Raw genomic sequence first — 25036 nt, 5'->3', positions numbered from 1 at the left:
CCTAAAACCATAAATTCCACATCTGAAGCAGGAGTATATTCAGTTAAATCCGCTGAAGGGCCTGCACCGGAAAGGCCAGGTATCAATGAGGTTTCAGTTGTACCGATTGTAAGTAAAAATACTGGGTCTTCACATCCCTGTAATTTTTTAGTTAATTCATCAGATCCATATGTTGTAACTCCATCAATCATCTTTTTCACCTAATTTTCTTAATTGTTCCATGATAATTTTATTTTGATTGATAATCTTTTTGTTTTGATTCATTATTTTTATCAGCATTTCCCTTTCAGGCAATTCGCTATCGTTAGGGAATGTTTGACCGTCTCTTGCTCTTGGGGGAATTCTGATTTGGTCTTTTGGAGGTAATGATTCATTTTTAGGCATTGGAGGTATCACTCCCCTTGAAGCGCTGTCTTCGTTACTTATTAAATCGACATATCTGTAGGGAACCTCAACTTTTCCCCTTTCGTCGAGAAGTTCCATCAGTCTTTCATCCACTTGCTCTATGCCTACTAATTGTTCTTGCTCTACTTCGTGAATTAACCTTTTTTGAATGTTATACGCATTGTAAATTGCAATTCCACGTGTTTGGCACTCTTTTTTAAACATATCACTTATATTAATGTCTCCAGTTAATTTTTTAACTCTTTTCTGTTCTGGAGTATTTGCACTATAAAATCCCATATTTTCACTTATGTCTTTTAAATTTAAAAAATATTTTTATATTTTTAAGTAATAAATACTAATTAATTAAATTTTTCAGTTGATTATTTTGATAAGTTTGGGAATTGAAGGAACTGCAGAAAAAACAGGTGTCGGCATTGTTGACAGTGATGGTAACATACTAGCCATGGCTGGAAAGCAATTGTTTCCTGAAGAGGGAGGGATACACCCGAGGATTGCTGCAGAACATCATGCTCATTGGATTCCTAAACTCATTCCTCAGGCTATTGAAGAATCAGGTCTTTCGTATTCAGACATTGATTTAATTTCATTTTCCCAAGGTCCTGGTCTGGGTCCGGCATTAAGGATTGTTGCAACTTCAGCTAGAAGTTTAGCGCTATCGCTTGATAAACCTATAATCGGTGTAAATCACTGTATTGGGCATGTTGAAGTTGGTAAACTGGATACTGGTGCCGTTAATCCCGTTTCACTTTATGTAAGCGGTGGAAACAGTCAAGTCATTGCCTATGAAAGCGGAAGGTATAGGATTTTTGGAGAAACTTTAGACATAGCCATTGGAAATTGCCTTGATCATTTTGGTCGCGAAACCGGTCTGGGCCATCCTGGAGGGCCGGTTGTTGAAAAATTGGCTAAAAAAGGTTCATATATCGATTTGCCTTATGTTGTAAAGGGAATGGACTTTTCATTTTCAGGGTTATTGTCAGCAGCATTAAGGGAAGCTCAAAAAGGCACTCCAATGGAGGACATTTGTTTTTCACTTCAGGAAACTGCTTTTTCAATGCTTGTTGAAGTAACAGAGCGTGCATTATCCCACACTCAAAAGGATGAAGTCATGTTGTGCGGCGGTGTTTCAGCCAATTCCAGATTACGTGAAATGCTCAAGACAATGTCAGAGGAGCATGGCGCCAAATTCTACATGCCTGAAATGAAGCTATGCGGAGACAACGGGGTCATGATTGCATGGTTGGGTCTTTTGATGTATAACGAATTCGGACCGATGGATTTGTCCCAGACAGGAATCATACAAAAGTTCAGAACTGATGAAGTCGACATTCCATGGGTTGACAATACCAAATCCTATCTGAAATTAAGTGATGATTTGATTGCCAAGGGTGCAGAATCAAATATTGTTAAATCAAGTTATTTGGGTCAAAAGGCTGTCCTAAAGGATAGGATTTCAAAAAGTTATAGGATACCTGAAATCGACAACAAAATCAGAAAGGCAAGAACCAAAGAGGAAGCGAAATTATTGTCCGATGCCAAAAGGGCGGGTGTCAAAACACCTGTATTATATGATGTTGATTTGGAAAACAAGTCAATATTGATGGAAGAAATTGACGGTAAGATGGTCAAGGATGTAATCGATGAGAAATTATCCTTTGAGATAGGTTCACAGATTTCAAAGCTTCACGGTGCAGGCATTATTCACGGTGACATTACGTCTTCAAATATCATGCTTCAGGATGATAGGCTGGTTTTCCTTGATTTTGGTCTTGGAAGGTATTCCGACTTGGATGAAGATAAGGCTGTTGATTTGCTTGTTTTAAAGAAATCACTTCAAAGCATTGACTATAATTTGGCATTAAAATATTTTGATGCTATTTTGGACGGATATGATAATGATTCAGTTGCTAATAAAATATCTGACGTCGAATCACGTGGAAGATATACTCATTAGTTAACTATATAAAAAATTTTATTCAAACTATTTTTATGATAACATTTATAACTGGTAACGAACATAAAGTTAAAGAAGCAGAGAATATTTTCAAAGATTATGACATTAAGTTGGAGCATATTGATTTAGGTTACACAGAACCTCAAGGAACTCTTGAGGAAGTGGCCATATCTGGCGCAAAATATGCTTGTCGTAAACTTGGAAGACCTGTGATTGTTGAAGATGCTGGTTTATTCATTAAAGCTTTAAATGATTTTCCTGGGGTCTATTCACATTATGTTCAGGACACTATAGGAAATCAAGGAATTTTAAAGTTATTAGCAGACACTGATGACCGTTATGCCGAATTCAGGTCAGTTATTGGGTACTGTGCCCCCAATTCTGAGCCCAAGACTTTTTTAGGCAAGGTTTCAGGTGAAATCGCAGTTGAAGAAAGAGGAGATTTAGGATTCGCTTTTGATCCGTTGTTTTATGTTCCTAGTGAGGGTAAAACATTCGGTGAACTTACAACTGATGAAAAAAACCAATTTTCACATAGAAAAAATTCATTAAAAAAATTTATTGAATGGTATTCTAATCAAGAATAGCTATTTCATACTTATTTAAAAATTTATAAGAGGTTATATTATGGCAAGACCAGAATGGGTAACTTATACTGACGCAGAAATTGAAGAAATGATTTTAAAATTTAACAAAGAAGGAAAAAGTACTTCTGAAATTGGTATCGTATTAAGAGATCAATACGGAATTCCATCTGTAAAAGATGTAACCGGTGAAAGAATCACCGAAATCTTAGAAAGAAATGGACAAGCTGGCGAATACCCAGAAGACTTATTAAACTTAATTAGAAGAGCTGTAAATATCAGGGACCACTTAGAAGAAAATCCTAAAGATTTACACTCTAAAAGAGGTTTAACCATTATCGAATCAAGAATCAGAAAATTAGCTTCTTACTATGTAAGTGAAGGAAAATTACCAGAAGGTTGGAGATACAATCCAAAAGAAGCAGCACTCCTTGTTAAATAGGGCTGAGGAAGCTACTAATGTGCTTCGTGAGCACATAGAAAAGGACAGTGTTATAAGAATAATTTCTCACAATGATGCTGACGGAATATCCGCAGCAGCAGTTATAGCCAATGCTTTGGCTGAAGAAAATGTTCAGTTCCACACTACTATCATCCCACGTCTTAAAGAGGATATTGTAAATCAGTTAAGACATGAGAAGTATGATTTATTCATATTTTCAGACATGGGCAGCGCATTTGTCAGCGAGTTCAATACTTATAAACATGATGTTATCATAGCCGATCATCATCAACCTAATGACACTGAAGCGGATAGTAATGTTGTCCATTTAAATCCGCATCTGTTTGGAATAGATGGAAGCAGGGATTTATGTGGTGCAGGTTCCAGTTATTTAACTGTTCGTGAACTTGGAAAGAAACATTTAGCTTATTTTGCTTTAGTTGGGGCATTTGGTGATATGCAAGGTCAAGGCGGATTCACTGGTGTAAATAAATTAATCCTTGAGGATGCTTTGGAAAGCGGAGTTTTAGAGATTCATGAAGATTTAAAGATTGTATCAAAATCTTCCGAACCTATTTTTAAATCTCTTGCTTATACATTTTCACCACCTCTTCCAGGTATTAGTGGAGATTTTGAAGGCGCTCAGGAATTTTTAGAAAGAATGAATTTGTCTTATGGAATCAAATTTACCGATTTGGAAGATGAAGAAAAGGATCTTTTAAAGGATGCACTCATGAATATTAATCCGGATATTTTTGGAGACTGCTATACAGTCCCTAAAGAGGTTCCGATGCTACGTGATTTGGAAGAATACTCTTATATTCTTGATGCATGCGGTAAAAATAAAAAACAGGGTTTAGGTTTAAGCATTGCTCTTGGTGAAAAAGAACAGGCTCTTGATGCGGCTTTAAAATTGCAAAGGCAATACCGTGACCAGATTGTAAAAGGCCTTGAATGGGTTAAGCGTGAAGGGGCAGTTCAGCTTTCAGATATTCAATATTTATACTCTGAAGATAAAGTGCTGAAATCTGTAATGGGAACAATAGCAAGCATTGGTTTATCTGTAGAACTATTGGATAACTCCAAACCGGTAATCGGACTATCCAGACTTCACAATGACATTAAAGTTTCAGGCAGGACTACAAGAGAGATGGTTGCCAGAGGCGTTGATTTAGGTCGTGCCCTACAGGATTCTTCAAACAATTTTGGAGGTCAGGGCGGAGGCCATGACATTGCTGCCGGGGCTATGATTCCATATGAAAGTAAAGATAATTTCTTAAACCTTGTAAATGAGATGGTTGAGTATCAATTAAGTAATGATTAATATGTTTTTAACTAAAAAAGAAGAGCAAATGTGTAATGGTGAGTTTGGAGAGACCATTAGAAAAAGCATGGATATCCTTGTTGCATTGGGAGATATCTACGGCGCTTCCAAATTGGTAGACATTACCTCAGCACAGGTGTCCGGTGTTTCCTATAAGACCATAGGGGAAGCCGGTTTGGAATATCTTGAAGACTTGGCCGGTGATGGTTTAGCTGTGGCTAGCGTTAATGCTTCCTTAAATCCTCCTGGAACCGATTTGGACAATTGGAAAGAATTGGGTTTTCCTGAAGAGTTTTCCATTAAACAAAATAAAATTGTTGATGCATACGGAAAATTAGGAATTTCCAAAACCTGTACTTGCACTCCCTATTTGGTTGGAAATGTTCCGAGATTCGCCGATCATGTGTCATGGTCAGAATCATCTGCTGTAGCTTATGTCAATTCTGTAATTGGTGCTAGAACTAACCGTGAAGGAGGTCCTGCTGCACTTGCCGCCGCAATTGTAGGTAAAACTCCTTTATATGGTTTCCATCTGGACAGAAATAGGAAAGCCAATTTGGTTGTCAATGTCAATTGTGAACTTAGTGGAGCGGATTTTGGCGCATTGGGTTATATTATCGGAAAAGTTGTAGGTGGTGGAGTTCCATACTTCAAACTTAAAAACGCTCCAGATAACAACGATTTAAAAACTTTAGGCGCGGCCTTGGCTTCATCCGGTTCAGTTGCCCTATATCATATGGAAAATGTAACTCCTGAACATAAACAGGCTGGTGTTGAAGATGTTGAGGATATAATGTTCATTTCCGAAAAGGAAATTCTAAAAACCCGTGAAGACTTATCTACAACTGATAGGCAGCCTGATTTAATCTGTTTGGGTTGTCCTCATGCATCACTTGAAGAAATTAAAAAGGTAGCTAACATTGTTCAGGGTAAAACAATTAAAAACAAGTTATGGATTTGCACATCAGTTAGCGTAAAGGCAACAGCCGACAGAATGGGATATACCAGAACCATTGAACAGGCAGGAGGCAACGTTGTCTGCGATACCTGTATGGTTGTGGCGCCTATTGAGGACATGGGCTTTGAAGTGATTGGTGTAAATTCAGCAAAAGCGGCAAACTATGTTCCATCAATGTGTGGACTAGATGTTGTTTATAACGATGTAGAAAATCTTGTTCAATTTGAATAAGTTTTCTTCAATATTCTTTTTTTAAAAATTAAAACTTTAAATTGAATAAAATCTAGATATTATACTGATAGGGATTTGTGAGGAATTGTTGATGAATTATTTAGTTGTTGGTGCTGGAAATGCTAGTAGGCCTGTTGCAAGATTGTTAAATTATCTCGGTCATAAAGTGGTTATCACTGATTTAAAAGATTTATCCTCTTTTAAAATAGAATTTCAAAGAAGTTTAAATCAGATGGAAAGTGAAGGTGTTATTTTAGATTTGAATAATCAAAATCCTAATTTAGACGGCATCGAAGCCGTTTATATGCCTCCAACTTTACCTGATTCTGCACCAATAGCCAAGTTAATCAAGGATTCTGATGTTGAAATTCTCACAAATGAAGAATTTTCTAAAATTGTTCAGGATTTAATTCCGGTGGATATCATTGGAATTACCGGAACAATGGGTAAAACCACAACAACATTCATCACAACAAGCATTTTCAAGTCTGCAGGATATAACGTATGGTCCTGTTCATCTTTAGTTAATAATTTAGTTTCTGAAGCAATTATTGATGGCATAGTCACAGAAAAATCAAAAAATTGTGATATTGCCATTTTTGAACTTCCTCATGGGACTATAGGTCTTTTGAATAAGCTAAATGTTAAAATTGGACTTTTGACAAACATTGCAGAGGATCATTTGTCTGAATTCGGAGGTTCTGTTGAAAAATATCAGCAAAGAAAATTAATTCTGGAAAAAATGAGCGATACATTTATTGCAAATTACTCCTGTTTTGATATAATAAATCCTCACAGAAGCGATGCGATATATTACGCCTTAGATGAAAACGTTAACTTTAAAGGAACTGTTGGTGACGAATCTTTGACTGTGGAATATGGCGACGAATCATTTACCACTCCTTTCCATATGATGAGCTACTTTTTTGAAAATTCAGTTGCAGCCAGTGCGGTTGCACTTACATATGGGGTTGAAAAAGAAGATATTATTAACGCATTGACAGAGTTTAAAGGTCTTCCTGCTCATATGGATGATGTGGGGACATATAATGGCAGAAAAGTTATTTTGGACTCCGCATTTTTATATGACGGTATGAAAATCACATTGGATTACTTCAAAGATGATAGTGTTGTATTGTTTTTGGATCATTTTGATACATTGTCCGTGAGGGACAAATCTGAAGTCGGTCAGTTGGTAGGCCAGTATAATTTGAAAGCCGTTATAGCAAGCGGATTTAATGAGGTAACACAGGAAGTTGAACTTGAAGCCGCACAGGAAATTTTAAATGCTATCGATAATCCGGACATTGAAAAAGTTGCTGTTGAAACAATTGAAAAGGCAGCAGAACTCACATTTAAATATTCCGTACCTGGAGATATAATCTTACACATGGGTCCTCTTATAGCATACGATAGGCTGACTACTGTGGATAAAATTATGAAAGGGCTTGATGAAGGAAGTAGAAAATATGAATGAATCTGACTTTAAAAAAGACACAACATTTGGTGTCATTGGTGTTTGTGGAGCTAATGGTAATTTAATAGCTAGAATACTTAAAGAAAGAGGATTTAATGTTATAGGAACTGATTTATCACAGAAAAGCGAATGCAGGTTTGCAAGTGCTCTGGAAGGTTATGACTTTGATGTGTTCTATGGCAGGACACCTGATGCATTTTTCAACAGATGTGATTATATAATTCCTCCTGCAAGTTTGCCTAAAGATTCTGAAATGTATAAAAGAATCAACAAGCCTGTTTTGGAATTAAGTGACGTTATAGAGATATTCCAGCCTGAAAAGGAAGTGTTCGGAATTACAGGCACTAACGGCAAAACCACTTCAACTACCTTGCTTAAAAGAATTGCTAAGGATAATGGAATCAAGCCTTGCGAACATAATCTGGAAGGAATGCAGGGCAATGCAGAATTTATTCCTATTCTGCAATCAAGATTGGATGGTGATGTTGGAATTTTGGAAGTTGGAACATTCGGAGTTCCAGGCACTGTCGGCAGAATTGCTAAAAATACAAACATGTCCGGTGGATTGATTACTAACATTACACCTGACCATTTAAATGATTTGGGAAGCTTTATGGATTACGCTAATGTTAAAGGAGAATTCATCAAAGAATTGAATCATAAAAAGCTAATTGTCAATGGTCATGACCCGACTATTATGGGCCTTTTAAGGGAACTCAACTATGACGGTGAGGTAATTACATTTGGTGTGGATGAGACACCGGATTCCATCGGTATAAAAGAGTGTGTTTGCGGTAATGAAATCACTGTTAAGGAAATTATTTCAGGATGTGGATACTACTTCTGTAAATGCGGCATTACAACTCCGCAAGTTGACTATATTGCAACAAATGTCGATTTGTCCAATAGGACATTTGATTTGCATACTCCTGAAGAAAAATTGGAAGTTAAAATGGCAATTGATGGAATCCATAATGTTTATAATGTAACTGGCGTAATAATCGCGGCTCATGAATTCCTGAAATTACCGTATGATAAAATTTTAGAAAGCATTTCCACTTTCACAGGAGTCGAAGGAAGAATGGAAAAAGTGGATAAAATCAATGGAAAAACTGTTTTTGTAGATTATGCACATAATCCTGCAGGGGTTCAGACAGTTTTAAAGGAATTCCAAAAGCTGTTTGGGGACTTTACTACAGTCATTACCGTTTCATCCGAATCAGGTGAGGTCGGTGATTTAGAGATTTTCAACAGCGTTTTGAAATTTTCAAAGTTCATTGTTCCTGCATCTCGAGCATCTCAAAAGATAGCTCTTGAAAAACTAAAGGAAAATTCAAGACTGAATGATAGAATTTTTTTAAACCACATAAGTGAATTTGAAAAAGAAGGCACTCTTGGAGCTAATGAAAAAGATGTCCAGGAGGGTATTAAAAAAGCTTTGAATTTAGATTGTGAAATGATAGTGGCCATCGGTGAAGCCGCCACCAAATTCAAATCAATTATACATGAATTATAGTTCGTAGGCTTTTTGCGGTTTGCCTGAAAGTCTGCAATTGTGGCTTTACCGTTGATGGTGAACGCTTCAAATACTGGGTTTTCACCTGCTTCGTATAATGCTTTTACAAGTTCATTTGAATCGATTACTTTTTGTTTTAATTCTACACTGTCTGTGAACTCGACTTTTCCTGCAATTCTTAACCATACGAATTCAGGGGTTGCGGTTACAATTTCACAGTTAGGATTCGCATCCAATTCATTATACATTGGTTTTTATGTGCAAAAATGATTTTTCACGATAATCTTTTAATATGTTGAAATAGTAACATTATAATAATGAAATCAGAAAAGGATAATTTTTTAGAGTCTAATCATTTTGCGGATACATTATTTGTTTTCCATAAGAACCATAAGGACTTTCTAAATCACGAACTTGCAAAATATAATATAAGTTTAATTCAGGCATCTTGTATCATGAAACTATATGAAGATGGTGGGTTAAGCCAAAAGGATTTGGCTAGCAGTCTGTATTTAACTAAAGGAGCCATTACCAAAGCCATTACAAAATTGGAATCTAATGGATATGTTACACGTGAGAAATCGACAGAAGATAAACGTTATTTTGTTTTAAATTTAACGGAAAAAGGTAAAGGGCTCATTTCAGTAATGGTTGAAGTAAATGAAAAATGGGAAAATGAATTGGGTTTATCCGATATTGATCCTAGCTTTTTGGAGACATTTAAAAAATTAACATCAAAAGCCGTTGATATAAATAAGGGAAAAGATATTGAAGATTAATTTCAAATTTTTTTTAAGGTTAATAGTAAAATTGGAATCCCTATGTTTTAAGAGGTCTAGGTAGTCATATCCATGTTGATATTCCTGAAGAAAATTTAGGTATATTTATTACTTTTCAAATGCTCTTTTAAAACCTTTATAAATATATAAAAACAATATTCTTATCATGGCTAGTTATATTGATCACCCACTCATTAAAAAGAATTCGATTGAGTCAAGACTTTATCAACAAATTCTTGCAGGTGATGTATTAAAAAATGGAAATACTATGATTGTTGCACCAACAGCGTTAGGTAAAACAATTATAGCAGTTTTAGTTGCTGCCGATAGGTTACACAAAGTTAAAAATTCAAAAGTACTTGTTTTATCCCCATCCAAACCTTTAGCAATTCAGCATGAGGCTAGCTTTAAGGAATTTATAAATCTTCCATGCACTTCAATAACAGGTGCTGTAAAAACCGATGAAAGGGTTAAAAGATGGGAGGAATCCAGAATAATTTCTGCAACTCCTCAAACCGTCGAATCAGATTTGCTTAATGGACGCTATGATTTAAGCAGTGTTTCTTTAATTGTTTTCGATGAGTGTCATCATGGTGTCGGGTCTTATTCCTATGTTTATCTTGCTTCAAGATATGTGCAGGAATCCAATTTCAATTTAATTTTAGGTTTGACCGCTTCACCGGGTTCTGATAAGCTTAAAATCAAAGAGGTTTGTCAGAATTTATACATACAAAGCATTGTTGTTAAAACAGAGGATGATCCTGACGTAAGGCCTTACTTCAATCCTGTTGAAATAGAATGGGTCAGAGTTAAGATGAGCGAGGCATTGGAAAAAATTAAAACTAATGTTGACAAGGCCTTAAAAATCAGATTGAAAGCTTTAAAGAATATGGGCATTATTAAAACTGTTGCTGTTAGCAAAAGGGATATCTTAAAAGCTAGGGGAAGAGTGCAGGGTGAAATTGCAAGAACAACTAATCCCAATAAGGATTTGTTCCATGCTATTTCAATATTGAGTGCGGTCATAAATCTCCAGCATGCTCAGGAGTTAATTGAAACTCAAGGCGTTTCTACTTTTAATAAATATGTGTCAAGGCTTCGAAAAAAGAATACTAAGGCTGCAAAATCATTAATGTGGGATGATAACTTTAGTCGTGCCATGACCCTTGCTAAAGAAGCTGAAAAACATGGCTGGGAGCATCCTAAGTTAAGGGAGCTTACTAATATTTTAAAAAAGGAGCTAGGCTCCGGAGATGGTCAGACAAAGCTTCAGTCAACAAGATTCACGGACAATGAGGATGAAACTTCATCCAAAATCATTGTATTTACCCAATATCGTGACACATTGGAAATGATTCATCAAAAACTTGAAAGGGAAGGAATTAAGTCCGCTAAGTTCTTTGGTCAGGCTACCAAGGATGGTGAAAAAGGTTTAACTCAAAAACAACAAAAGGCCATCATTAAATCATTCAGAATGGGAGAATATGATGTGCTTCTATCAACAAGTGTTGCGGAAGAGGGTATTGATATTCCTGCAGTTGACTTAGTTATATTGTATGAACCGGTTCCATCTGAGGTCAGAATGATTCAGCGAAGGGGAAGAACAGGACGTAAAAGAACAGGCCGTGTAAAGGTTTTAATCACTAACGGAACAAGGGATGAAAGCTATTACTGGTCTTCAGTAAATAAGGAAGTCAGCATGAAAAATCAATTGATTGATCCTGATGTTTTAGAAGAGCTCAATGCTTCAGCCGCTTTAAGAATGGAAAATGAAAAAAAGGTTAAGGTTATTAAAAAGCCTAAAAAGGAAAATAATTTTCCGATAGTTTATGCCGACTCTCGTGAAGGAAATTCAAAGGTAATCAGGCATTTGACTGAAATGGAAATGGATGTTAAGATTCAGTCAATGGCCGTTGCGGATTATCAGGTGAGTGACGAAGTGGCTATTGAGAGAAAGACCGCAAAAGATTTTGTCGATTCGATAATTGATAAGAGATTATTCAAACAGGCCAGGGAATTGTCTGAGGAATTTAAAAAGCCTATTTTGATTCTTGAAGGTGATGATTTATACAGCGGCATGGTAAATGCAAATGCCATCAGAGGATCCATTGCTTCAATTGCTCTTGATTTTGGAATAAGCATAATTCCTACAAGAAATGCACAGGATACTGCTGCCATGATTAAAAGAATAGCAGTTAGGGAACAGAATGGTGAGAGAGCACCGGTTCAGGTTAGAACTGATAAAAAACCTGTAAGCTTATTGGAACAACAGCTGTTCATTGTCGAATCGCTGCCAAGCATAGGTCCGGTCAATGCCAAAAATTTATTGGAGCATTTCGGCACAGTTTCAAACATTATAAATGCCTCTGAAAAGGATCTTCAGGAAGTTGAAGGAATCGGTAAAAAAACAGCAGAAACAATCAAAAAGGTAGTTGATTCAAAATACTTGTATTTCCAAAAGGAAATTAAAGAGAAAAAACTTCTCTAGAAGTTTTTCTTTATATATTCATAACTTTTTTTAATAGAATCTTCATCATTTACTTCAATGATGTAGATACCGTCATAATTATTTGACTCGAATGTATTGATGATATGTTTTAAATCAATGGAGCCATCACCTAAAGCAAGGTGTGAGTCATCATCACCAAAATTATCATGGGCATGTATGTGTTTAATTGAATCAAAATACATTGCCTCAGCAGGATATCCGACATGATTTGCATGGCCGATGTCCAGGGTCATAAACATCTCATTTTCTCTAAGCAATTTGTCTAATCTTTCCAAACTTTGGTAAATCATTCCCTCAAAGGTAGGCATATTTTCAATTGCTACAGTTATGCCCAAATCTTTACCGTAATCTCCGAGTTCTTTAATGGATTCATTTGCGGTTTCATATACCTTATCTTCAAAGGGTCTTGCTAAGAAGGGCATCAGGCCGGGATGAACAACAACGGTCTCAGCATCAATTTCATTCGCCAAATCGATGGATGATTTGATTTGGGTTATGGAATTTAATCTGCTCCTTTCCTGAAGGGATGCAATGTTAACATCCATAAAAGGAGAATGTATTGAATATTTTAAATTGTAGCTTTCCAAAAGTTCAGCTTCAATTTTTTCGTAAGGGAATTGATGGACCAATTCCGCATATTCCAATCCCAAGTCTTCAATAAAATCTAAAATATCTTCTAAATTTTCGTGTAATCCTGCAAGTGTAGATGCGCCCAGTTTCATAATATCACTATTTTTTAACTGCTGTAATCTCCAATCCCATTTCAATGGCTTCTATAATGAAATCAGATAATTCAATTCCTTTTTTAATTTTTATTTCGCCTTTTTTGGAGGTGGTTGCAGTAAGCAAATATTCCCCTTCAATATAAACGTCAAAATTTTGCCTTCCATTGTCTCTTCCGAGGTCCAAAATCAGCTGTTTTCTTGTATGAATAATATCCACTTCAAATGGAGTTTTATTTTTTGGTTTTTCTTCGATTATTTCCACTCCAAGACTAATTCCGATTTCATCTTCAATTTCAGCTATCCTTTTTCCATTTTTACCGATGATTTTAGGAACGTACTCTTCGGGAATATAGATGTTGGCTCTCTCAGGGGATATCACTTCAACATCCACTTTGGATTTTTTTGGAAGAATCTTTTTGATTTTTCTTAAGATTTCCTTTTCGGCAATTTTGTCAACGGAAGATTTGTATTTCTCGCCGCTTTCGGTTCCATTTACCAGATCCATGTCCATCACGATGGTCTGCTCACCGTAGGTATAGATTTCATTTTTAAGTTCTCCAGTTTCAAAGTCACGAACTTCAATCACGGGTCTTGCAAGATCCGCTTCTTTCATCCCTGTCGGAACTTTAACAGTCATTTTTGTTTCATAAACGCTTGTGACCTTACCATTTTCAATGTAAATGCTTGTATCAACGATTGAAGGTATAACACCAAGTTCCACTCTTGAAGCTATTCTTTGAATTGCGTCTATCGGCCTTGTTGCATGCACAACACCAATCATTCCGACGCCTGCCAGCCTCATATCTGCAAAAATGTTGAAGTCGGTATTTTTCCTAAGTTCATCGTAAATGGTATAATCTGGCCTTACAAGCAGCAATACATCAGCGGTATTTTCCATACTTCCTTCAAGAGGACTGTACTGTGTTATTTCATCAGGCAACTGCAAGTCTCTTGGAGATTCCATTGTTTTTACAATTTTATTTAATTTTGATGAGTAATATTTTGCAATGGCCTGTACGAATGTGGATTTGCCCGCTCCCGGAGAACCGGAAATCAATATGCCTTCAGCGTTTGTTCTAATTCTTTCAAGAAGTTTATCGGACAAGCGATATTCATCTAAATTAATGTTGGCAACAGGTTTAACTGCAGTCACTTCCAGGCCTTCAGAAAATGGAGGATAGGCTATTGAAATCCTGTATTCCCTTGATTGAACTACAAAGGATCCTTCTTTGGCAGATTCCAAATAGGTTTTTGAGTCGCTGTTTGCCTTGTCGAGAATCTCATCTATAATCTCGTGGATTTGTGAGTATGAGTAAGGTTCATCCTCAAGTTTAACGAAGTCGATATTTCCCGGTGTTCCTTTTTTGGCCATCGGACAAACGTTTTCTTTTAGATGTACTGACATTGTGTTTTCATCAAAGAATTTTTCAATTGATAGAGCTTTTTCAACATATTTCTGTTCGAAGTAGTAAACAGGAATTCCCTGTGCCTTTGCTGTTTCTGCCTGTACCTTATCGTTTGTAAGCAATGTTCCCATTTCTGATCTTGCCAGATCACGGATGATGCTATCGATTTCACCGCTTTTGGCATATTTGATATCGTAATTGGTTGGCCTTTTTCCTTTAAAGCTTACTGCAAGTTCGCCTTCATATTGCAGATGTTGCAGTTTCTGAAGCTCTTTTAAACCTTTCCTGCCTTCGCTTCTATTTGCATTTGCTTGGTGTTCAAGTTCACAAACGACAGCTTCAGGTACAATAATTTCAGGATAGTCCAAATCTTCCTTTTTAAGAATCTCGCTTATTGCACCTATTATAACTGCACTTGTATCAGGGATTATACGTTTCATTTTAATACACATCGTCTGGATTTACGAGTCTTTCCAATATAACTTCTAAATCTTCATCTTTTAAATCACTAATGTCAACATTTTCAGTATTTAATTTTCTAAAAAAGCATGAAAGATAGCCTTCATGGCATGCCGCTCCGGTCTGTTTAATCTTTAAAACAATTGCATCCATATCGCAGTCAACAAGTATTTCTTTAACTTCCTGGGTATGGCCTGAACTTTCTCCCTTTAGCCATAATTTGTTTCTTGAAGTGCTCCAGTAATGAGCTTTACCGGTTTCAATTGTTTTTTGGAGAGCTTCTTTATTCATATTTGCCAACATCAATATTTGGTTGGTGTCGGCATCCTGAGCAACGGCAGTAATAACCTTTTGGCCATTGATTTCATGTCTGAAGTTGATTTCCATAACTATTCACCTTTAATGTATTCTACAATATTGTCAATGTCAATCAGTTCCTGATTGCCGCTGTTCATGTCCTTGATTGTAATTTTGCCTTGCTCCAAGTCTTTAGCACCGATGATGGCAATTTTTTCAACGTTGATTTTATCGGCATAATTCATTAGCTTTTTGAATTTTTTGCCGTTCAAGTCAACATCTGCCTTAATGTCATTTCTTCTTAATATTTGGGTAATTTCATAAGCCTTATCGCGCACATCATCTGAAATCGGAGCTACATATATGTCTAGATGGGAAGGTAACTCTTCAGCTTCGGTCAACTCTTCAATGGCATTCATCAGTCTGTCAAAACCTAATGCAAATCCGGTTGATTCGACTTCCTGACCTCCAAATACCTTTACAAGACTGTATGATCCTCCGCCGCAGATTTGCTTTTGGGCGCCGAGTTCGGGAACATAGATTTCAAACACGATTCCGGTGTAGTAGTCAAGCCCTCTTGCAACTCCCAGGTTTAAGGTATAATTTTCAACTTTGAAATTTTCAAGCAACGCAATCAATTCTTTTAACTCTTCTAAAGCTTCTTTTGGCTCATCATAAGGAGCAATCAATTCCTCAACATTGCCTAATATTGATTTGTCTCCAACCAAATCAATCAATTTCAGTAAAATCTGATTCAGTTCATCGTTATCTATAACAGGGTTTTCACCGCTTAGTGATTCTATTAACAGGTCTTTGTCTCCTTTGTCAATGACAACCATTATTTCCCTTTGAGTTTCAGTTGAAATTTCAAAGTGCTTAAACAGTCCTCTAATAATCCCCAAATGGTTGATATTAACGTCAGCTGTGGTAATTCCTAAAGCATTGATTGCATCGGTACAAAGGGCAATGACTTCAGCTTCACCTTGAGGTGTTTTAGCACCAATCAGCTCGCAACCGAATTGCCAAAATTGTCTGAATCTTCCTTTTTGAGGTCTTTCATATCTAAAACAGCTTCCATAATAATAAAGCTTGATTGGTTTTGTTGCGGTTTTTTCAAGTTCATTCAGGTATAATCTTGCAACAGGGGCTGTAATTTCTGGTCTTAAAGTTAATTCCCTGTCTGATTTATCCTTAAAGTTGTATAATTGGTCAACAATTTCTTCTCCGGATTTTGTTGTAAACAACTTCAATTCTTCAAATAATGGTGTTTTGATTTCTTGATAACCATAATTTTCAAAAATATTTCTTAAGGTACTTTCTGCTTTTTTTCTCTGTCTCATTTCATCAAATAAGAAATCTCTAGTACCTCTTGGTCTTGTAAATTCCATTTTTGCTCTCCTATGAATATAATATATTATAATTAAATTTTGTATTTTTGAAGTTAAATAATCTTTTGTTATGCTTGCTTTTCAGACCCTTATGCAATCTGTTAATTGATTAATTTATTAATTTTTAAATAGGTTTTTGTGTCGTGATTAGATATCTGGTTTAACATCAAACTTTTTATATTTTTTTAAATTAATTATTATTATATGAATATTAAAGGTAGTACAAATATTGTAGGTTTGATAGGCCATCCTGTTGAACATAGCTTTTCGCCACCAATGCACAATGCTGCATTTAAAGCATTGGGAATGGATTATGCTTATGTTGCTTTTGATGTTGGGCCTGAAGGTTTAAAATCAGCTATCGAAGGTGCAGATGCATTAAATATCAAGGGATTTAATGTAACCATTCCTCATAAAGTTGATGTAATTGAATATCTGAATGAATTGGACGAAGTGGCTGAGTTGATAGGAGCCGTAAACACCATTGATTTTAAAAACTTAAAAGGATACAATACTGATGGTATTGGTGCCATTAAAGCTATTGAAGAGGTAACAGGCATTAAAGGTAAAAATGTAGTTGTTGCCGGTGCAGGGGGTGCATCAAGAGCTATATCATTTTACATTGCCAAATATGGTGCTCAATCTTTAACAATACTCAACAGAAATGAATCCAAAGCTCAAAACTTGGCAGGTGATGTGGTGAGTTCCGATTTAATCAGTGATGTCAAATCAGGTTCAATTTCTGAAATTGATACTTACTTAAGAGATGCGGACATTTTAATTGATACTACTCCTTTGGGAATGAATCCTCATATTGATGATGAACCGATAGCCAAATCAGAAGATATGCATGGGGATTTGGTTGTTTTTGATGCTGTTTACAATCCTAATGAAACAGTCCTTTTAAAAGAAGCCATCAAGGCAGGTGCAAAACCTGTTTATGGAATAAAAATGTTACTGTATCAGGGTGCGGAAAGCTTTGAAATCTGGACAGGCAGGAAGACTCCAATCGATGTGATGGAAAAGGCCTTAAAACAAACACTTAACTTAGAATGATATTATGGATTTAATGTTTAATTTGTCAAATGTAAATGAAAAGGAAGAATTTTCAACATCCAGAAGGGACGTATTGAAATTTCTAAAGATAATCGGTGTCGATACCCGTTTTGTTTCATACACTCCTGAAAAAATTTACATTAACAACTTAAGATTTTCAAAGTTCTCAAGAAAACGTGAAGCTACCTTTAACAATCAGTATCCGGAAATTGAAGTGGTGAGAAGCAGTCTGTTTCAAAAGATCTGTTCCAAATCATCCAAGGTTCTGGCTTTGGAAATAAAGCCCAATTCTGTAATTTTGATGCCTAAGGACAATTTTATCATTGATGTATTGATGGAGCCGTATACCCGGAAATATGGCGTTAAATTGGTCCATGAAGGGGATTATGATTTGATTGTAAATCCTACAATCCTTGATGATGAGGTAAACGGCATATTTTCAACGATTTTCAGCGGCGAAGGATTAAACTTTACAAAAAAATCCAATGAAATTTATCCATTAATAAATGTTCCACTTGATTGGATTAACTCGTTTTTAGAAATGGATGGTAAAGAAATAATTAAAAATGAAAATAATGATGAATTGGCCACTTCTTTTATGGAATTTTTAGAAGATGTGGCTCCCCAATATCGTGAAAACGTTTTAAAGGCATCAGAGTTTATTGAAAAAAAATTAGAAACTGAAGAGTGAAACTTGCTTATCAGTTTTCTTTTTAGGTTTTTCTTCTTTAGGTTCTTCTTTAGTATCTTCTTTAGGAACTTCAACTTGCGGCGGCTCTTCTTCAACAATTTCCTCTTCCACATCCAAGCCTTCAATTTCAAATGGAAGTTCGCTTTCTGGGGTCTCTTCAACAATTTCTATTTCTTCGGGAGCATTCAACATTTGGTTTTGAAGTTCTTCAAATCTTCTGTCACGCTCTTCAACTCTCATTTGAGCTTTTCTTTTTTCCATTTTTTCAATTGTCTTTTTAGGAATTCCCCTTGGTCTGAAACGTTTAATTTCATTTTCCTCAAGTTCCAAAAAGTCAGAGATTTCCCAGGCAAGCTCCTCATTTTTAAACATTATTTCAAGATAAGGAAACATTGATATTGCAACGGCATGTGAAATGTGCATTTTTTTGGACATTGCTTCAGCAATTCCATCCCTAAGGTTTCTTTTGCCTCTATTGCGCCCCATCAGTGTGAATATTGTTGGAGTTTGAATTTTTGTGAACTTTTTATAGGTTTCCTTTTTGGAGCTGCTCACTCCAATCCCCATGAAATCACTTGCATATTTCCAATAACCGTAATATCTGCTTTGCTGAGCTCTTCCAAAGTACAAATCAGCTTTAGCAATATTTTCATAAGCTTTTTTAATTTCGTTTTTCTTTGTGTATTCCCTTGGAATATTCTCGGCGATGTATTCCATAACCAGAGTCGGATCTTCTTCAACCCTTAATGCCTGTTTGACATGTAATGGGGTTTTACTTTTCAAAACACCGGTTACAGCATTAAAGATATCTGATCTGTCATCTTTGGTAACTATATTTTCAACGTCCCTTACTTCTAAAATCGAATCCTTGTCGGATAGTGCCTGAAGGGTATTTATTGCAGACCTAACATCACCATTTGATTTAACGGCAATCTCTTTCATTGCTGCAGGATTTACTTTAATTCCCTCTTCATTAGCAATCTTTTTAAGTAATGCGTTAATACTGTTCCATCTTGATTTTTTCATTTTGATGACAGTACATTTTGGTTTAAGTGACTGTAAACGTTTAGAATAGAAATCATTCGCTATCAAAATCATTGGATGCTTTGAATTTTTGATTATTTCTCCAATTGCTTTAACTCCTCCACGGTCATTGGTACCATGGATTCCGTCCACTTCATCCATTATAATCAGCTTGTATTCGTCTCCAAATAGGGACCTTGAAGAAGATGATTCGCCGATTGTACTTTTGATGATATCCTGGGAACGTTTGTCACTTGCATTAAGCTCTATTGATTCTGAAAACTCTTTTGCAATAACAAGTGCCAGGGTGGTTTTTCCAATTCCTGGAGGACCAACCAAAAGCAGAGGCTGCTGTGGATTGCCGTTTTTCCAGTTTTCAACCCAATCCTGGATTATTTTCTTCTCTTTGTTGTTACCGACCACTTCATCTAAGGTTTGTGGGCGATATTTATCAGTCCATAACATTTCTATACCTTAAATGAATTTGGTTAATAGGGCTTCAAGCTGAATTCTAGGATTTGCTCCTTCTCTTATTCTAAAATCGCAATCTGCAATTGCTTCAATTAAATCAATATAAAAATCAGGTTCCATTTTTCCATCGACAACTCTTTTGGAAACATCTGAGTAAATCTGGCTGACCATATCCTCTCCGCTGGTGCCCTGTAAAACCATGGTTTCCCTTAAAATATTTCTGGCACCTAAAAAGTCACCCATCAATGCTTTATTTATCATGTTTCCAATTTCTTGAGGTTTTGCTTTAGAGACGACTTCATAAACAGATTCTTCTGTGATTACCTCTCCTTCGCTTGCAGCCGCCTGTAGGACATTGACAGCTTTACGCATATCTCCTTCTGCAAAGTAAACTATTGTTTCAAGACCTTTATCATCTGCTTCAAATCCTTCATTTTCACATATGAACCTTAACCTTTCAGCAATTTCTTCACCTTTTAGAGGGGCAAATCTGAATATGGCGCATCTTGACTGGATTGGATCAATAATTTTTGAAGAATAGTTACATGAAAGTATGAATGAAGCGGTTTTAGTATACATTTCCATTTCACGACGAAGAGCATGCTGAGCGTCTTTTGTCATGTTGTCGACTTCGTCCAGAAATATTATTCTGAATGGAGCACCGACAGGTTTTAATCTACAGAAATTTTTAATGCGGTCTCTTACGGTGTCAATTCCTCTTGCATCGGATGCATTTAATTCTAAAAAGTTTTGTCTCCAGTATTCACCAAGGATGGATTTTACTAAAGCTAATGCTGTGGTTGTTTTTCCAACACCTGCAGGACCGGTAAACATTAAGTTAGGCATACTTCCTTCGCCTACATATTTTTCAAGCCTTGAAATAATCTGTTTTTGTCCTACGATGTCTTCTAAGTTTTGCGGTCTATATTTTTCTACCCATGGTCCAGTCATTAAATCACCAATATTTTACTGTAAAATGATATGTTTTTTGTTAATAATTAAGTTTTGCTTAATGTTTTTATATGGTGAAAAGTTATATATACATACAATTAAAGAGTGCATATGATTACTAATAATTGAGAGGTGTTGAAATGAGAGGTACATGGAAACTTAAGTTAAGAATGATTCTCACATCCGTTTTAATGTTTACAATTGTTTATTTCCTTATCATGATTGTTGGTTGGTATTTTGGCATAAGTAGTTGGAAATTATACGCTGGTGCGAGTTTAGTTATTGTATTTTTACAATATTGGTTTGGACCATCTTTGGTTAAACGTTCAATGAATGTAAGGCCATTGTCTGAGGCTGAAGCACCTCATATTCACCAGATGGTTCAGGAATTGGCTGATGCGGCAGGCATTCCAAAACCGGAAATCGGTTTATCCGAAATCAACATTCCAAATGCATTTGCTTATGGAAGATCCAGCAGAAGCGGACATATAGCAATCACCCGTCCGATATTGGGCTTGCTTGACCGTGATGAGCTAAGAGCAGTAATCGGCCATGAAATGGGTCACATCAAACATAATGATATGATTGTAACCGCTGCTGTAAGTGTAATTCCTATGATTTGCTATTATATTGCTTTGTCCTTCATGTTTTCAGGAGACAGCAGAAACGGCTCCGGAATCATCATAGGTATTTTAGGCTATGTATTTTATTTGATAGGTCAGTTATTGGTATTGTTTATATCAAGAACAAGGGAATACTATGCCGATGAAGCAAGTGTCGAATTCGGCAATCGTCCTGCAGCTTTAGTTTCTGCACTTTATAAGTTATCCTACGGTGCAGCAAGATGCAACAAAGAAACAATCGCTAATCTTAATTCAAATCGCGCATTCTTTGTCAATGATATCAATAATGCAAAAAATGACGTCACAGATTTCCAGCAAATTGACTTTGATGGAGACGGACGCATTTCCGATGAAGAGTTAAGAAGACTTGCAAATTCACAAGTCAAAATCTCTTCCAAAAATGGAATTATGGAGTTATTATCTACTCACCCTGATTCCTTAAAAAGAGTAAAAAGATTGGCGGAACTTGAAAATTAGGTGTTAGCTATGAAAATGATTTTAGATGAACGTGGAAAAAAGTATATTTTAAAACCGGGCGCTGAATTTCAAAGTGATTTGGGAATAATCAAGGCGGATGTTTTGGATGATGCTCAAATTGGTGATGAAGTTAAAAGTCATCTTGACCACACATTTAAAATCGTAAAACCTAACATCAATGATTTCATTGATTTGATGGACCGCAGGTGTTCCATCTTAATTAAAAAGGATATTGGGCAAGTTTTGGCCCACACGGGTTTGGGTGCAGGTTCAAGGGTAGTCGATGCAGGAACCGGTGCGGGGGCTATTGCGCTTAATTTTGGAAATGTTGTCGGTCCTGAAGGGAAGGTCTTCACCTATGAGATAAGGGAGGATTTTGCCGAAGTCGCAAAGAAGAATATTGATAACTTCGGCATAACCAACATTGAAGTTAAAAATCAAAACATCAAGGATGGAATTGATGAGGACAATATTGATTTAATCTTTTTGGACCTTCCAAAACCATTCGAGATATTTGAAGATGTCCTTGAGTCATTGAATGTTGGCGGATGGTTGGCTGTTTACGCCCCATATGTTGATCAAGCTGAAATTGCCTATAGGGTTGCCAAGAAGTTAGGGTTTTATGATATTGAAATAATTGAACTTTTGGAACGTGGTTTGGAAGTTAGACAGCAAGGCGTAAGGCCAAAGACACGCATGGTTGGTCATAGCGGATATCTTTTGTTTGCAAGAAAATTATAATTTTTAATTTTAAATAAAAAAAGAAAAGTGGCGGATGATAAATCATCCACTTAATTGTTTTTAACGTTTAAGTATAACAGCTACGAATATAGCTATCAGTAAAATAATAATTGGAATACCAACTTTCATAAGTTCGGTTGGTCTATTATCTTCTTTTTTAGGAACTGGCTTTGGTGTATCCTTACTTACATCGTTATTGATTGTTGTGTTGTTGGTTGCATTGTTGTCTGTTGTATTGTTTGCTGTGCTGTTGTTAGTTGCATTATTGTCTGTTGTGTTGTTGGTTGCGTTGTTGTCTGTTGTATTGTTTGCTGTGTTATTGTTAGTTGCATTATTGTCTGTTGTGTTGTTGGTTGCGTTGTTGTCTGTAGTATTATTTGTAGGATTGGTTTCATTGGAACTGTCGTTAGTGTCCGCAACACTTTCTTCTATAACGATTGCGGCTAGGGTGTTTGAATTAGCTGAATCGTTTTCTTGGGGTTCACCTGATGCGCTACCTTTAAGAGTGCTTGTAATTTCAATTTCATCATTTGAACTATCATTTATTGACAGGGTATAGTCGGAGAGATTAGTCACTTGTTTAATTGAGAAATTCCCATCTTCTGTAGCATTAAATGCTGTTTTCCATGAGTTACTTTCGTTCAATATTTTTGTACCAATAATTTCGCCGTTTTTCATGAGAGTAATTGTTATGGAATCCGGCCTTGCATCAGCATTAGCATTATCGTTCCATTTAATTTTCACAGAAATTGGGTGGGATGCACTATTTCCACTATCTGAGGTTTCTGCTGAAACAAAGCTAATAGCAGATAGCAAAAAAATTGAGACCAATATAATTGCAAATATTTTTTTGTTCATATTTCCAACACCTAAGTATAATTAGTTAAATTATTGTTTAGATGTTATATATAAGTGTTTTAAAAAAATTTGATAATCAATTAAAAAAGTAAAAAAATGTGGAATAAAATTAATTATTCCATAAAAATAGCAGGTTTGTAAGGCATTGCATTTCTTGCCTTGTTTTGTGGGTCGTATGAATCATCGGTATGGATGATAACTTCATTGCCACATTCCTCTTTGATGTAGTCTAAAGCATCAGTAAGGATTTCTTCTTCGTTTATTTTACCGATGTATCTTGTTTTGGTAATTTCCTTACCGATTTTTTTAGCTACCATAGCTATTTCCTTTTTATCATCATAGATGTTTGCTCCAATGGCCCGACCCATGATTTGACCAATGTCAGGTTTTCCGACTTCATCGGCTATTTTGTATAAGTCCCATTTCCAGTCAGGAGCAAGGTAAATGTGGATTTTTTCCACTTCATCTCCGACCATCTGTTTGATGTGTGCGATATCCTTAATGATATTTTCCACCAATTCCTCTGATTTTTCAATTTCCGGACTTACTAATTCTTCATCATACTCCGGCCAGCTGGCTTGACTTACAAATCCTTCTCCACCATATTCAGACCATAGTTCTTCGGAAGTATGTGGTGTGAATGGTGCAAGAAGTCTAATCCATGCTTCGAGCACTGTTGATAAGACGTAAACTACTGCAGGGTCTTGTGAATCGAGTAGGTGTTTTACCCTATACAGGTAGTGGTCGACATCTTTTTTAAGCAAGAATAATGATTCCTGTAAAGCTTGTCTGGTTTGGAATACTTCTAAAGCTTCAGTAGATTTTTTGATGTGCTGATTGAGCTGACTGATCATCCACAAGTCAATGGTACGGGTCAATTCAACTTCTTTGATATCACTTAAATCTAACTTTGAGCCTTTGATTTCTTCAATTTTGGCTGCAAATTCCCTGAACCATTCAAGTCTTCTTTTGGTACCTAATACCTCTTTTTCTCTCCAGTCAAAGTCTTGCCATGGTTCGGCAGAAGCCATCAGGAAGAGCCTTACGACATCTGCGGTGTAATCTTTAATTGCATCTTTCAGGAGAATTACATTACCTTTTGATGAGGACATTTTGTTTCCTTCCAAAAGACCCATTCCGAACACTACAGTTCCTTTTGGCCATTTGTCTTCAGGATAAATCGCACTGTGTGCAAACATCAAAAAGCTTAAGTGGTTTCCAACAAGGTCTTTTGCTGATAATCTCCAATCAAGAGGATACCAGTAGTTGAATTCATCTTGAATCTCCTTAACCTTTTCTTCAGGGACGGTAATTTCACCGGAATCTTTATTTAATAACACTTTATCAAAGAAAGCAAGGTTTAAGTCATCCGGATTCATGTCTTTTAGGTATTTGGCAATTGTATAATAGGACATATAAATTGTAGAGTCGGTTAATGGTTCGATTAACCATTGGTTGTCCCAAGGAAGTCTTGTTCCAAGACCTACTTTTCTAGAACATGCCCAGTCATCCAGCCAGTTAATGTAATAATCGAAATTGTTCTTTAATTCTTTAGGAATGATTGTTTCGCCTTCAAGAACTTTTAAGGTTTTTTCGGTCCACTCTTCATCGCCGTATTTCATGAACCATTGGTCATCCATAATTTTGACAACACAATTGTTGCCGCATCTGCACACTACCGGTCTTTC

General features: G+C 36.2%; 23 protein-coding genes and 1 pseudogene. 14 read left to right on the top strand and 10 right to left on the bottom strand.

Annotation, left to right across the window (positions count from 1 at the left end; genetic code table 11):
• Together ACJMLZ_RS06060 and ACJMLZ_RS06055 are read right to left on the bottom strand one after the other, a co-directional pair.
• Positions 1-191 (bottom strand): annotated as a pseudogene (locus tag ACJMLZ_RS06060) (TIGR00303 family protein); the annotation flags it as partial.
• Positions 184-684, bottom strand: a complete 501-nt coding sequence (locus tag ACJMLZ_RS06055; protein WP_405304542.1) for a hypothetical protein — start codon at positions 682-684, stop codon at positions 184-186. The gene ACJMLZ_RS06055 and the pseudogene ACJMLZ_RS06060, both read right to left, overlap by 8 nt.
• A gap of 79 nt (positions 685-763) precedes the next feature.
• On the opposite strand from ACJMLZ_RS06055, the gene ACJMLZ_RS06050 reads away from it, so the two are divergent.
• The 10 genes from ACJMLZ_RS06050 (at position 764) to ACJMLZ_RS06005 (ending at position 12161) form a co-directional block, all read left to right on the top strand.
• Positions 764-2362 carry a bifunctional N(6)-L-threonylcarbamoyladenine synthase/serine/threonine protein kinase gene (locus tag ACJMLZ_RS06050; RefSeq protein WP_405304540.1) on the top strand — a complete coding sequence of 533 codons (1599 nt, stop codon included), beginning with the start codon at positions 764-766 and terminating at the stop codon, positions 2360-2362.
• A gap of 35 nt (positions 2363-2397) precedes the next feature.
• Positions 2398-2949, top strand: a complete 552-nt coding sequence (locus tag ACJMLZ_RS06045; protein WP_405304538.1) for an XTP/dITP diphosphatase — start codon at positions 2398-2400, stop codon at positions 2947-2949.
• A 40-nt stretch (positions 2950-2989) separates the two neighbouring features.
• Positions 2990-3388 carry a 30S ribosomal protein S15 gene (locus tag ACJMLZ_RS06040; protein WP_405304536.1) on the top strand — a complete coding sequence of 133 codons (399 nt, stop codon included), beginning with the start codon at positions 2990-2992 and terminating at the stop codon, positions 3386-3388.
• Entirely contained in the window at positions 3378-4712 is a 1335-nt protein-coding gene (locus tag ACJMLZ_RS06035; RefSeq protein ID WP_405304546.1) for a DHHA1 domain-containing protein, read from the top strand. Before ACJMLZ_RS06040 ends, ACJMLZ_RS06035 begins: the two co-directional genes overlap by 11 nt.
• Before the next feature lies 1 nt (position 4713).
• Positions 4714-5901, top strand: a complete 1188-nt coding sequence (locus ACJMLZ_RS06030; protein WP_405304544.1) for an aconitase X catalytic domain-containing protein — start codon at positions 4714-4716, stop codon at positions 5899-5901.
• Between the two features lie 91 nt (positions 5902-5992).
• The gene (locus tag ACJMLZ_RS06025; RefSeq protein ID WP_405304534.1) at positions 5993-7378 is read left to right on the top strand and encodes a Mur ligase family protein; all 1386 of its coding nucleotides are present in this window, start codon (positions 5993-5995) and stop codon (positions 7376-7378) included.
• The gene (locus ACJMLZ_RS06020; RefSeq protein WP_405304532.1) at positions 7353-8894 is read left to right on the top strand and encodes a Mur ligase family protein; all 1542 of its coding nucleotides are present in this window, start codon (positions 7353-7355) and stop codon (positions 8892-8894) included. The genes ACJMLZ_RS06025 and ACJMLZ_RS06020 overlap by 26 nt, the downstream gene beginning before the upstream one ends.
• 39 nt (positions 8895-8933) lie before the next feature.
• Positions 8934-9164, top strand: a complete 231-nt coding sequence (locus ACJMLZ_RS06015) for a hypothetical protein (RefSeq protein ID WP_405304530.1) — start codon at positions 8934-8936, stop codon at positions 9162-9164.
• 47 nt (positions 9165-9211) lie between these two features.
• Positions 9212-9673 (top strand): MarR family winged helix-turn-helix transcriptional regulator, encoded by a 462-nt coding sequence (locus tag ACJMLZ_RS06010; RefSeq protein ID WP_405304528.1) that lies wholly within the window; start codon positions 9212-9214, stop codon positions 9671-9673.
• Positions 9674-9839: 166 nt separating this feature from the next.
• Entirely contained in the window at positions 9840-12161 is a 2322-nt protein-coding gene (locus ACJMLZ_RS06005; RefSeq protein ID WP_405304526.1) for a DEAD/DEAH box helicase, read from the top strand.
• Here ACJMLZ_RS06005 and ACJMLZ_RS06000 read toward each other — a convergent pair.
• Genes ACJMLZ_RS06000 through hisS form a run of 4 tightly spaced genes read right to left on the bottom strand, consistent with a single transcriptional unit; the run spans position 12158 to position 16457 of the window.
• Positions 12158-12904: a sugar phosphate isomerase/epimerase family protein gene (locus ACJMLZ_RS06000; protein ID WP_405304524.1), complete on the bottom strand. Its 747-nt coding sequence runs from the start codon at positions 12902-12904 to the stop codon at positions 12158-12160. The genes ACJMLZ_RS06005 and ACJMLZ_RS06000 overlap by 4 nt on opposite strands.
• A 7-nt stretch (positions 12905-12911) precedes the next feature.
• Positions 12912-14753 carry a PINc/VapC family ATPase gene (locus ACJMLZ_RS05995; protein ID WP_405304522.1) on the bottom strand — a complete coding sequence of 614 codons (1842 nt, stop codon included), beginning with the start codon at positions 14751-14753 and terminating at the stop codon, positions 12912-12914.
• A gap of 1 nt (position 14754) precedes the next feature.
• A complete protein-coding gene (gene hisI, locus ACJMLZ_RS05990) occupies positions 14755-15159 on the bottom strand; it encodes a phosphoribosyl-AMP cyclohydrolase (RefSeq protein ID WP_405304520.1) in 405 nt (134 codons plus the stop codon).
• A gap of 2 nt (positions 15160-15161) precedes the next feature.
• Complete coding sequence (gene hisS / locus ACJMLZ_RS05985) at positions 15162-16457, bottom strand: histidine--tRNA ligase (protein ID WP_405304518.1); 1296 nt, start codon at positions 16455-16457, stop codon at positions 15162-15164.
• Positions 16458-16661: 204 nt separating this feature from the next.
• Here hisS and ACJMLZ_RS05980 point away from each other — a divergent pair, with 204 nt between their 5' ends.
• Both ACJMLZ_RS05980 and ACJMLZ_RS05975 read left to right on the top strand, forming a co-directional pair.
• Positions 16662-17513 carry a shikimate dehydrogenase gene (locus tag ACJMLZ_RS05980; protein WP_405304517.1) on the top strand — a complete coding sequence of 284 codons (852 nt, stop codon included), beginning with the start codon at positions 16662-16664 and terminating at the stop codon, positions 17511-17513.
• A gap of 4 nt (positions 17514-17517) precedes the next feature.
• Positions 17518-18204: an ATPase gene (locus ACJMLZ_RS05975; protein ID WP_405304515.1), complete on the top strand. Its 687-nt coding sequence runs from the start codon at positions 17518-17520 to the stop codon at positions 18202-18204.
• Here ACJMLZ_RS05975 and ACJMLZ_RS05970 read toward each other — a convergent pair.
• The gene (locus ACJMLZ_RS05970; RefSeq protein ID WP_405304513.1) at positions 18187-19692 is read right to left on the bottom strand and encodes a replication factor C large subunit; all 1506 of its coding nucleotides are present in this window, start codon (positions 19690-19692) and stop codon (positions 18187-18189) included. The two genes, ACJMLZ_RS05975 and ACJMLZ_RS05970, sit on opposite strands and share 18 nt — an antisense overlap.
• 9 nt (positions 19693-19701) lie before the next feature.
• On the bottom strand, positions 19702-20649 hold the full coding sequence (locus tag ACJMLZ_RS05965) for a replication factor C small subunit (RefSeq protein ID WP_405304511.1): 948 nt from the start codon (positions 20647-20649) through the stop codon (positions 19702-19704).
• Between the two features lie 140 nt (positions 20650-20789).
• Between ACJMLZ_RS05965 and ACJMLZ_RS05960 the strand changes: the two genes are divergently transcribed.
• Both ACJMLZ_RS05960 and ACJMLZ_RS05955 read left to right on the top strand, forming a co-directional pair.
• On the top strand, positions 20790-21749 hold the full coding sequence (locus tag ACJMLZ_RS05960; RefSeq protein WP_405304509.1) for a zinc metalloprotease HtpX: 960 nt from the start codon (positions 20790-20792) through the stop codon (positions 21747-21749).
• A gap of 9 nt (positions 21750-21758) precedes the next feature.
• Entirely contained in the window at positions 21759-22490 is a 732-nt protein-coding gene (locus ACJMLZ_RS05955) for a tRNA (adenine-N1)-methyltransferase (RefSeq protein WP_405304507.1), read from the top strand.
• A 60-nt stretch (positions 22491-22550) separates the two neighbouring features.
• Here the strand turns inward: ACJMLZ_RS05955 and ACJMLZ_RS05950 are convergent, their stop codons facing one another.
• Together ACJMLZ_RS05950 and ACJMLZ_RS05945 are read right to left on the bottom strand one after the other, a co-directional pair.
• Entirely contained in the window at positions 22551-23348 is a 798-nt protein-coding gene (locus tag ACJMLZ_RS05950) for a Cna B-type domain-containing protein (protein WP_405304506.1), read from the bottom strand.
• 113 nt (positions 23349-23461) lie between these two features.
• Positions 23462-25036: class I tRNA ligase family protein (locus ACJMLZ_RS05945; protein WP_405304504.1), on the bottom strand; the 1575-nt coding region annotated here is incomplete at its 5' end.

It is taken from the genome of Methanobrevibacter sp. (genome assembly GCF_045126245.1).
Classification (GTDB): Archaea; Methanobacteriota; Methanobacteria; order Methanobacteriales; family Methanobacteriaceae; genus Methanocatella.
Note: the sequence above shows the minus strand (reverse complement) of the source record. Positions and strands in the feature narration are given on the sequence as shown.

Bases quoted from the DNA above. Each gene is read 5' to 3' on its own strand.
- ACJMLZ_RS06055 (WP_405304542.1), bottom strand. From the start codon at position 684: ATGGGATTTTATAGTGCAAATACTCCAGAACAGAAAAGAGTTAAAAAA.
- ACJMLZ_RS06045 (WP_405304538.1), top strand. From the start codon at position 2,398: ATGATAACATTTATAACTGGTAACGAACATAAAGTTAAAGAAGCAGAG.
- ACJMLZ_RS06040 (WP_405304536.1), top strand. From the start codon at position 2,990: ATGGCAAGACCAGAATGGGTAACTTATACTGACGCAGAAATTGAAGAA.
- ACJMLZ_RS06030 (WP_405304544.1), top strand. From the start codon at position 4,714: ATGTTTTTAACTAAAAAAGAAGAGCAAATGTGTAATGGTGAGTTTGGA.
- ACJMLZ_RS06025 (WP_405304534.1), top strand. From the start codon at position 5,993: ATGAATTATTTAGTTGTTGGTGCTGGAAATGCTAGTAGGCCTGTTGCA.
- ACJMLZ_RS06020 (WP_405304532.1), top strand. From the start codon at position 7,353: ATGAAGGAAGTAGAAAATATGAATGAATCTGACTTTAAAAAAGACACA.
- ACJMLZ_RS06010 (WP_405304528.1), top strand. From the start codon at position 9,212: ATGAAATCAGAAAAGGATAATTTTTTAGAGTCTAATCATTTTGCGGAT.
- ACJMLZ_RS06005 (WP_405304526.1), top strand. From the start codon at position 9,840: ATGGCTAGTTATATTGATCACCCACTCATTAAAAAGAATTCGATTGAG.
- ACJMLZ_RS06000 (WP_405304524.1), bottom strand. From the start codon at position 12,904: ATGAAACTGGGCGCATCTACACTTGCAGGATTACACGAAAATTTAGAA.
- ACJMLZ_RS05995 (WP_405304522.1), bottom strand. From the start codon at position 14,753: ATGAAACGTATAATCCCTGATACAAGTGCAGTTATAATAGGTGCAATA.
- hisI (WP_405304520.1), bottom strand. From the start codon at position 15,159: ATGGAAATCAACTTCAGACATGAAATCAATGGCCAAAAGGTTATTACT.
- hisS (WP_405304518.1), bottom strand. From the start codon at position 16,457: ATGGAATTTACAAGACCAAGAGGTACTAGAGATTTCTTATTTGATGAA.
- ACJMLZ_RS05980 (WP_405304517.1), top strand. From the start codon at position 16,662: ATGAATATTAAAGGTAGTACAAATATTGTAGGTTTGATAGGCCATCCT.
- ACJMLZ_RS05975 (WP_405304515.1), top strand. From the start codon at position 17,518: ATGGATTTAATGTTTAATTTGTCAAATGTAAATGAAAAGGAAGAATTT.
- ACJMLZ_RS05970 (WP_405304513.1), bottom strand. From the start codon at position 19,692: ATGTTATGGACTGATAAATATCGCCCACAAACCTTAGATGAAGTGGTC.
- ACJMLZ_RS05965 (WP_405304511.1), bottom strand. From the start codon at position 20,649: ATGACTGGACCATGGGTAGAAAAATATAGACCGCAAAACTTAGAAGAC.
- ACJMLZ_RS05960 (WP_405304509.1), top strand. From the start codon at position 20,790: ATGAGAGGTACATGGAAACTTAAGTTAAGAATGATTCTCACATCCGTT.
- ACJMLZ_RS05955 (WP_405304507.1), top strand. From the start codon at position 21,759: ATGAAAATGATTTTAGATGAACGTGGAAAAAAGTATATTTTAAAACCG.
- ACJMLZ_RS05950 (WP_405304506.1), bottom strand. From the start codon at position 23,348: ATGAACAAAAAAATATTTGCAATTATATTGGTCTCAATTTTTTTGCTA.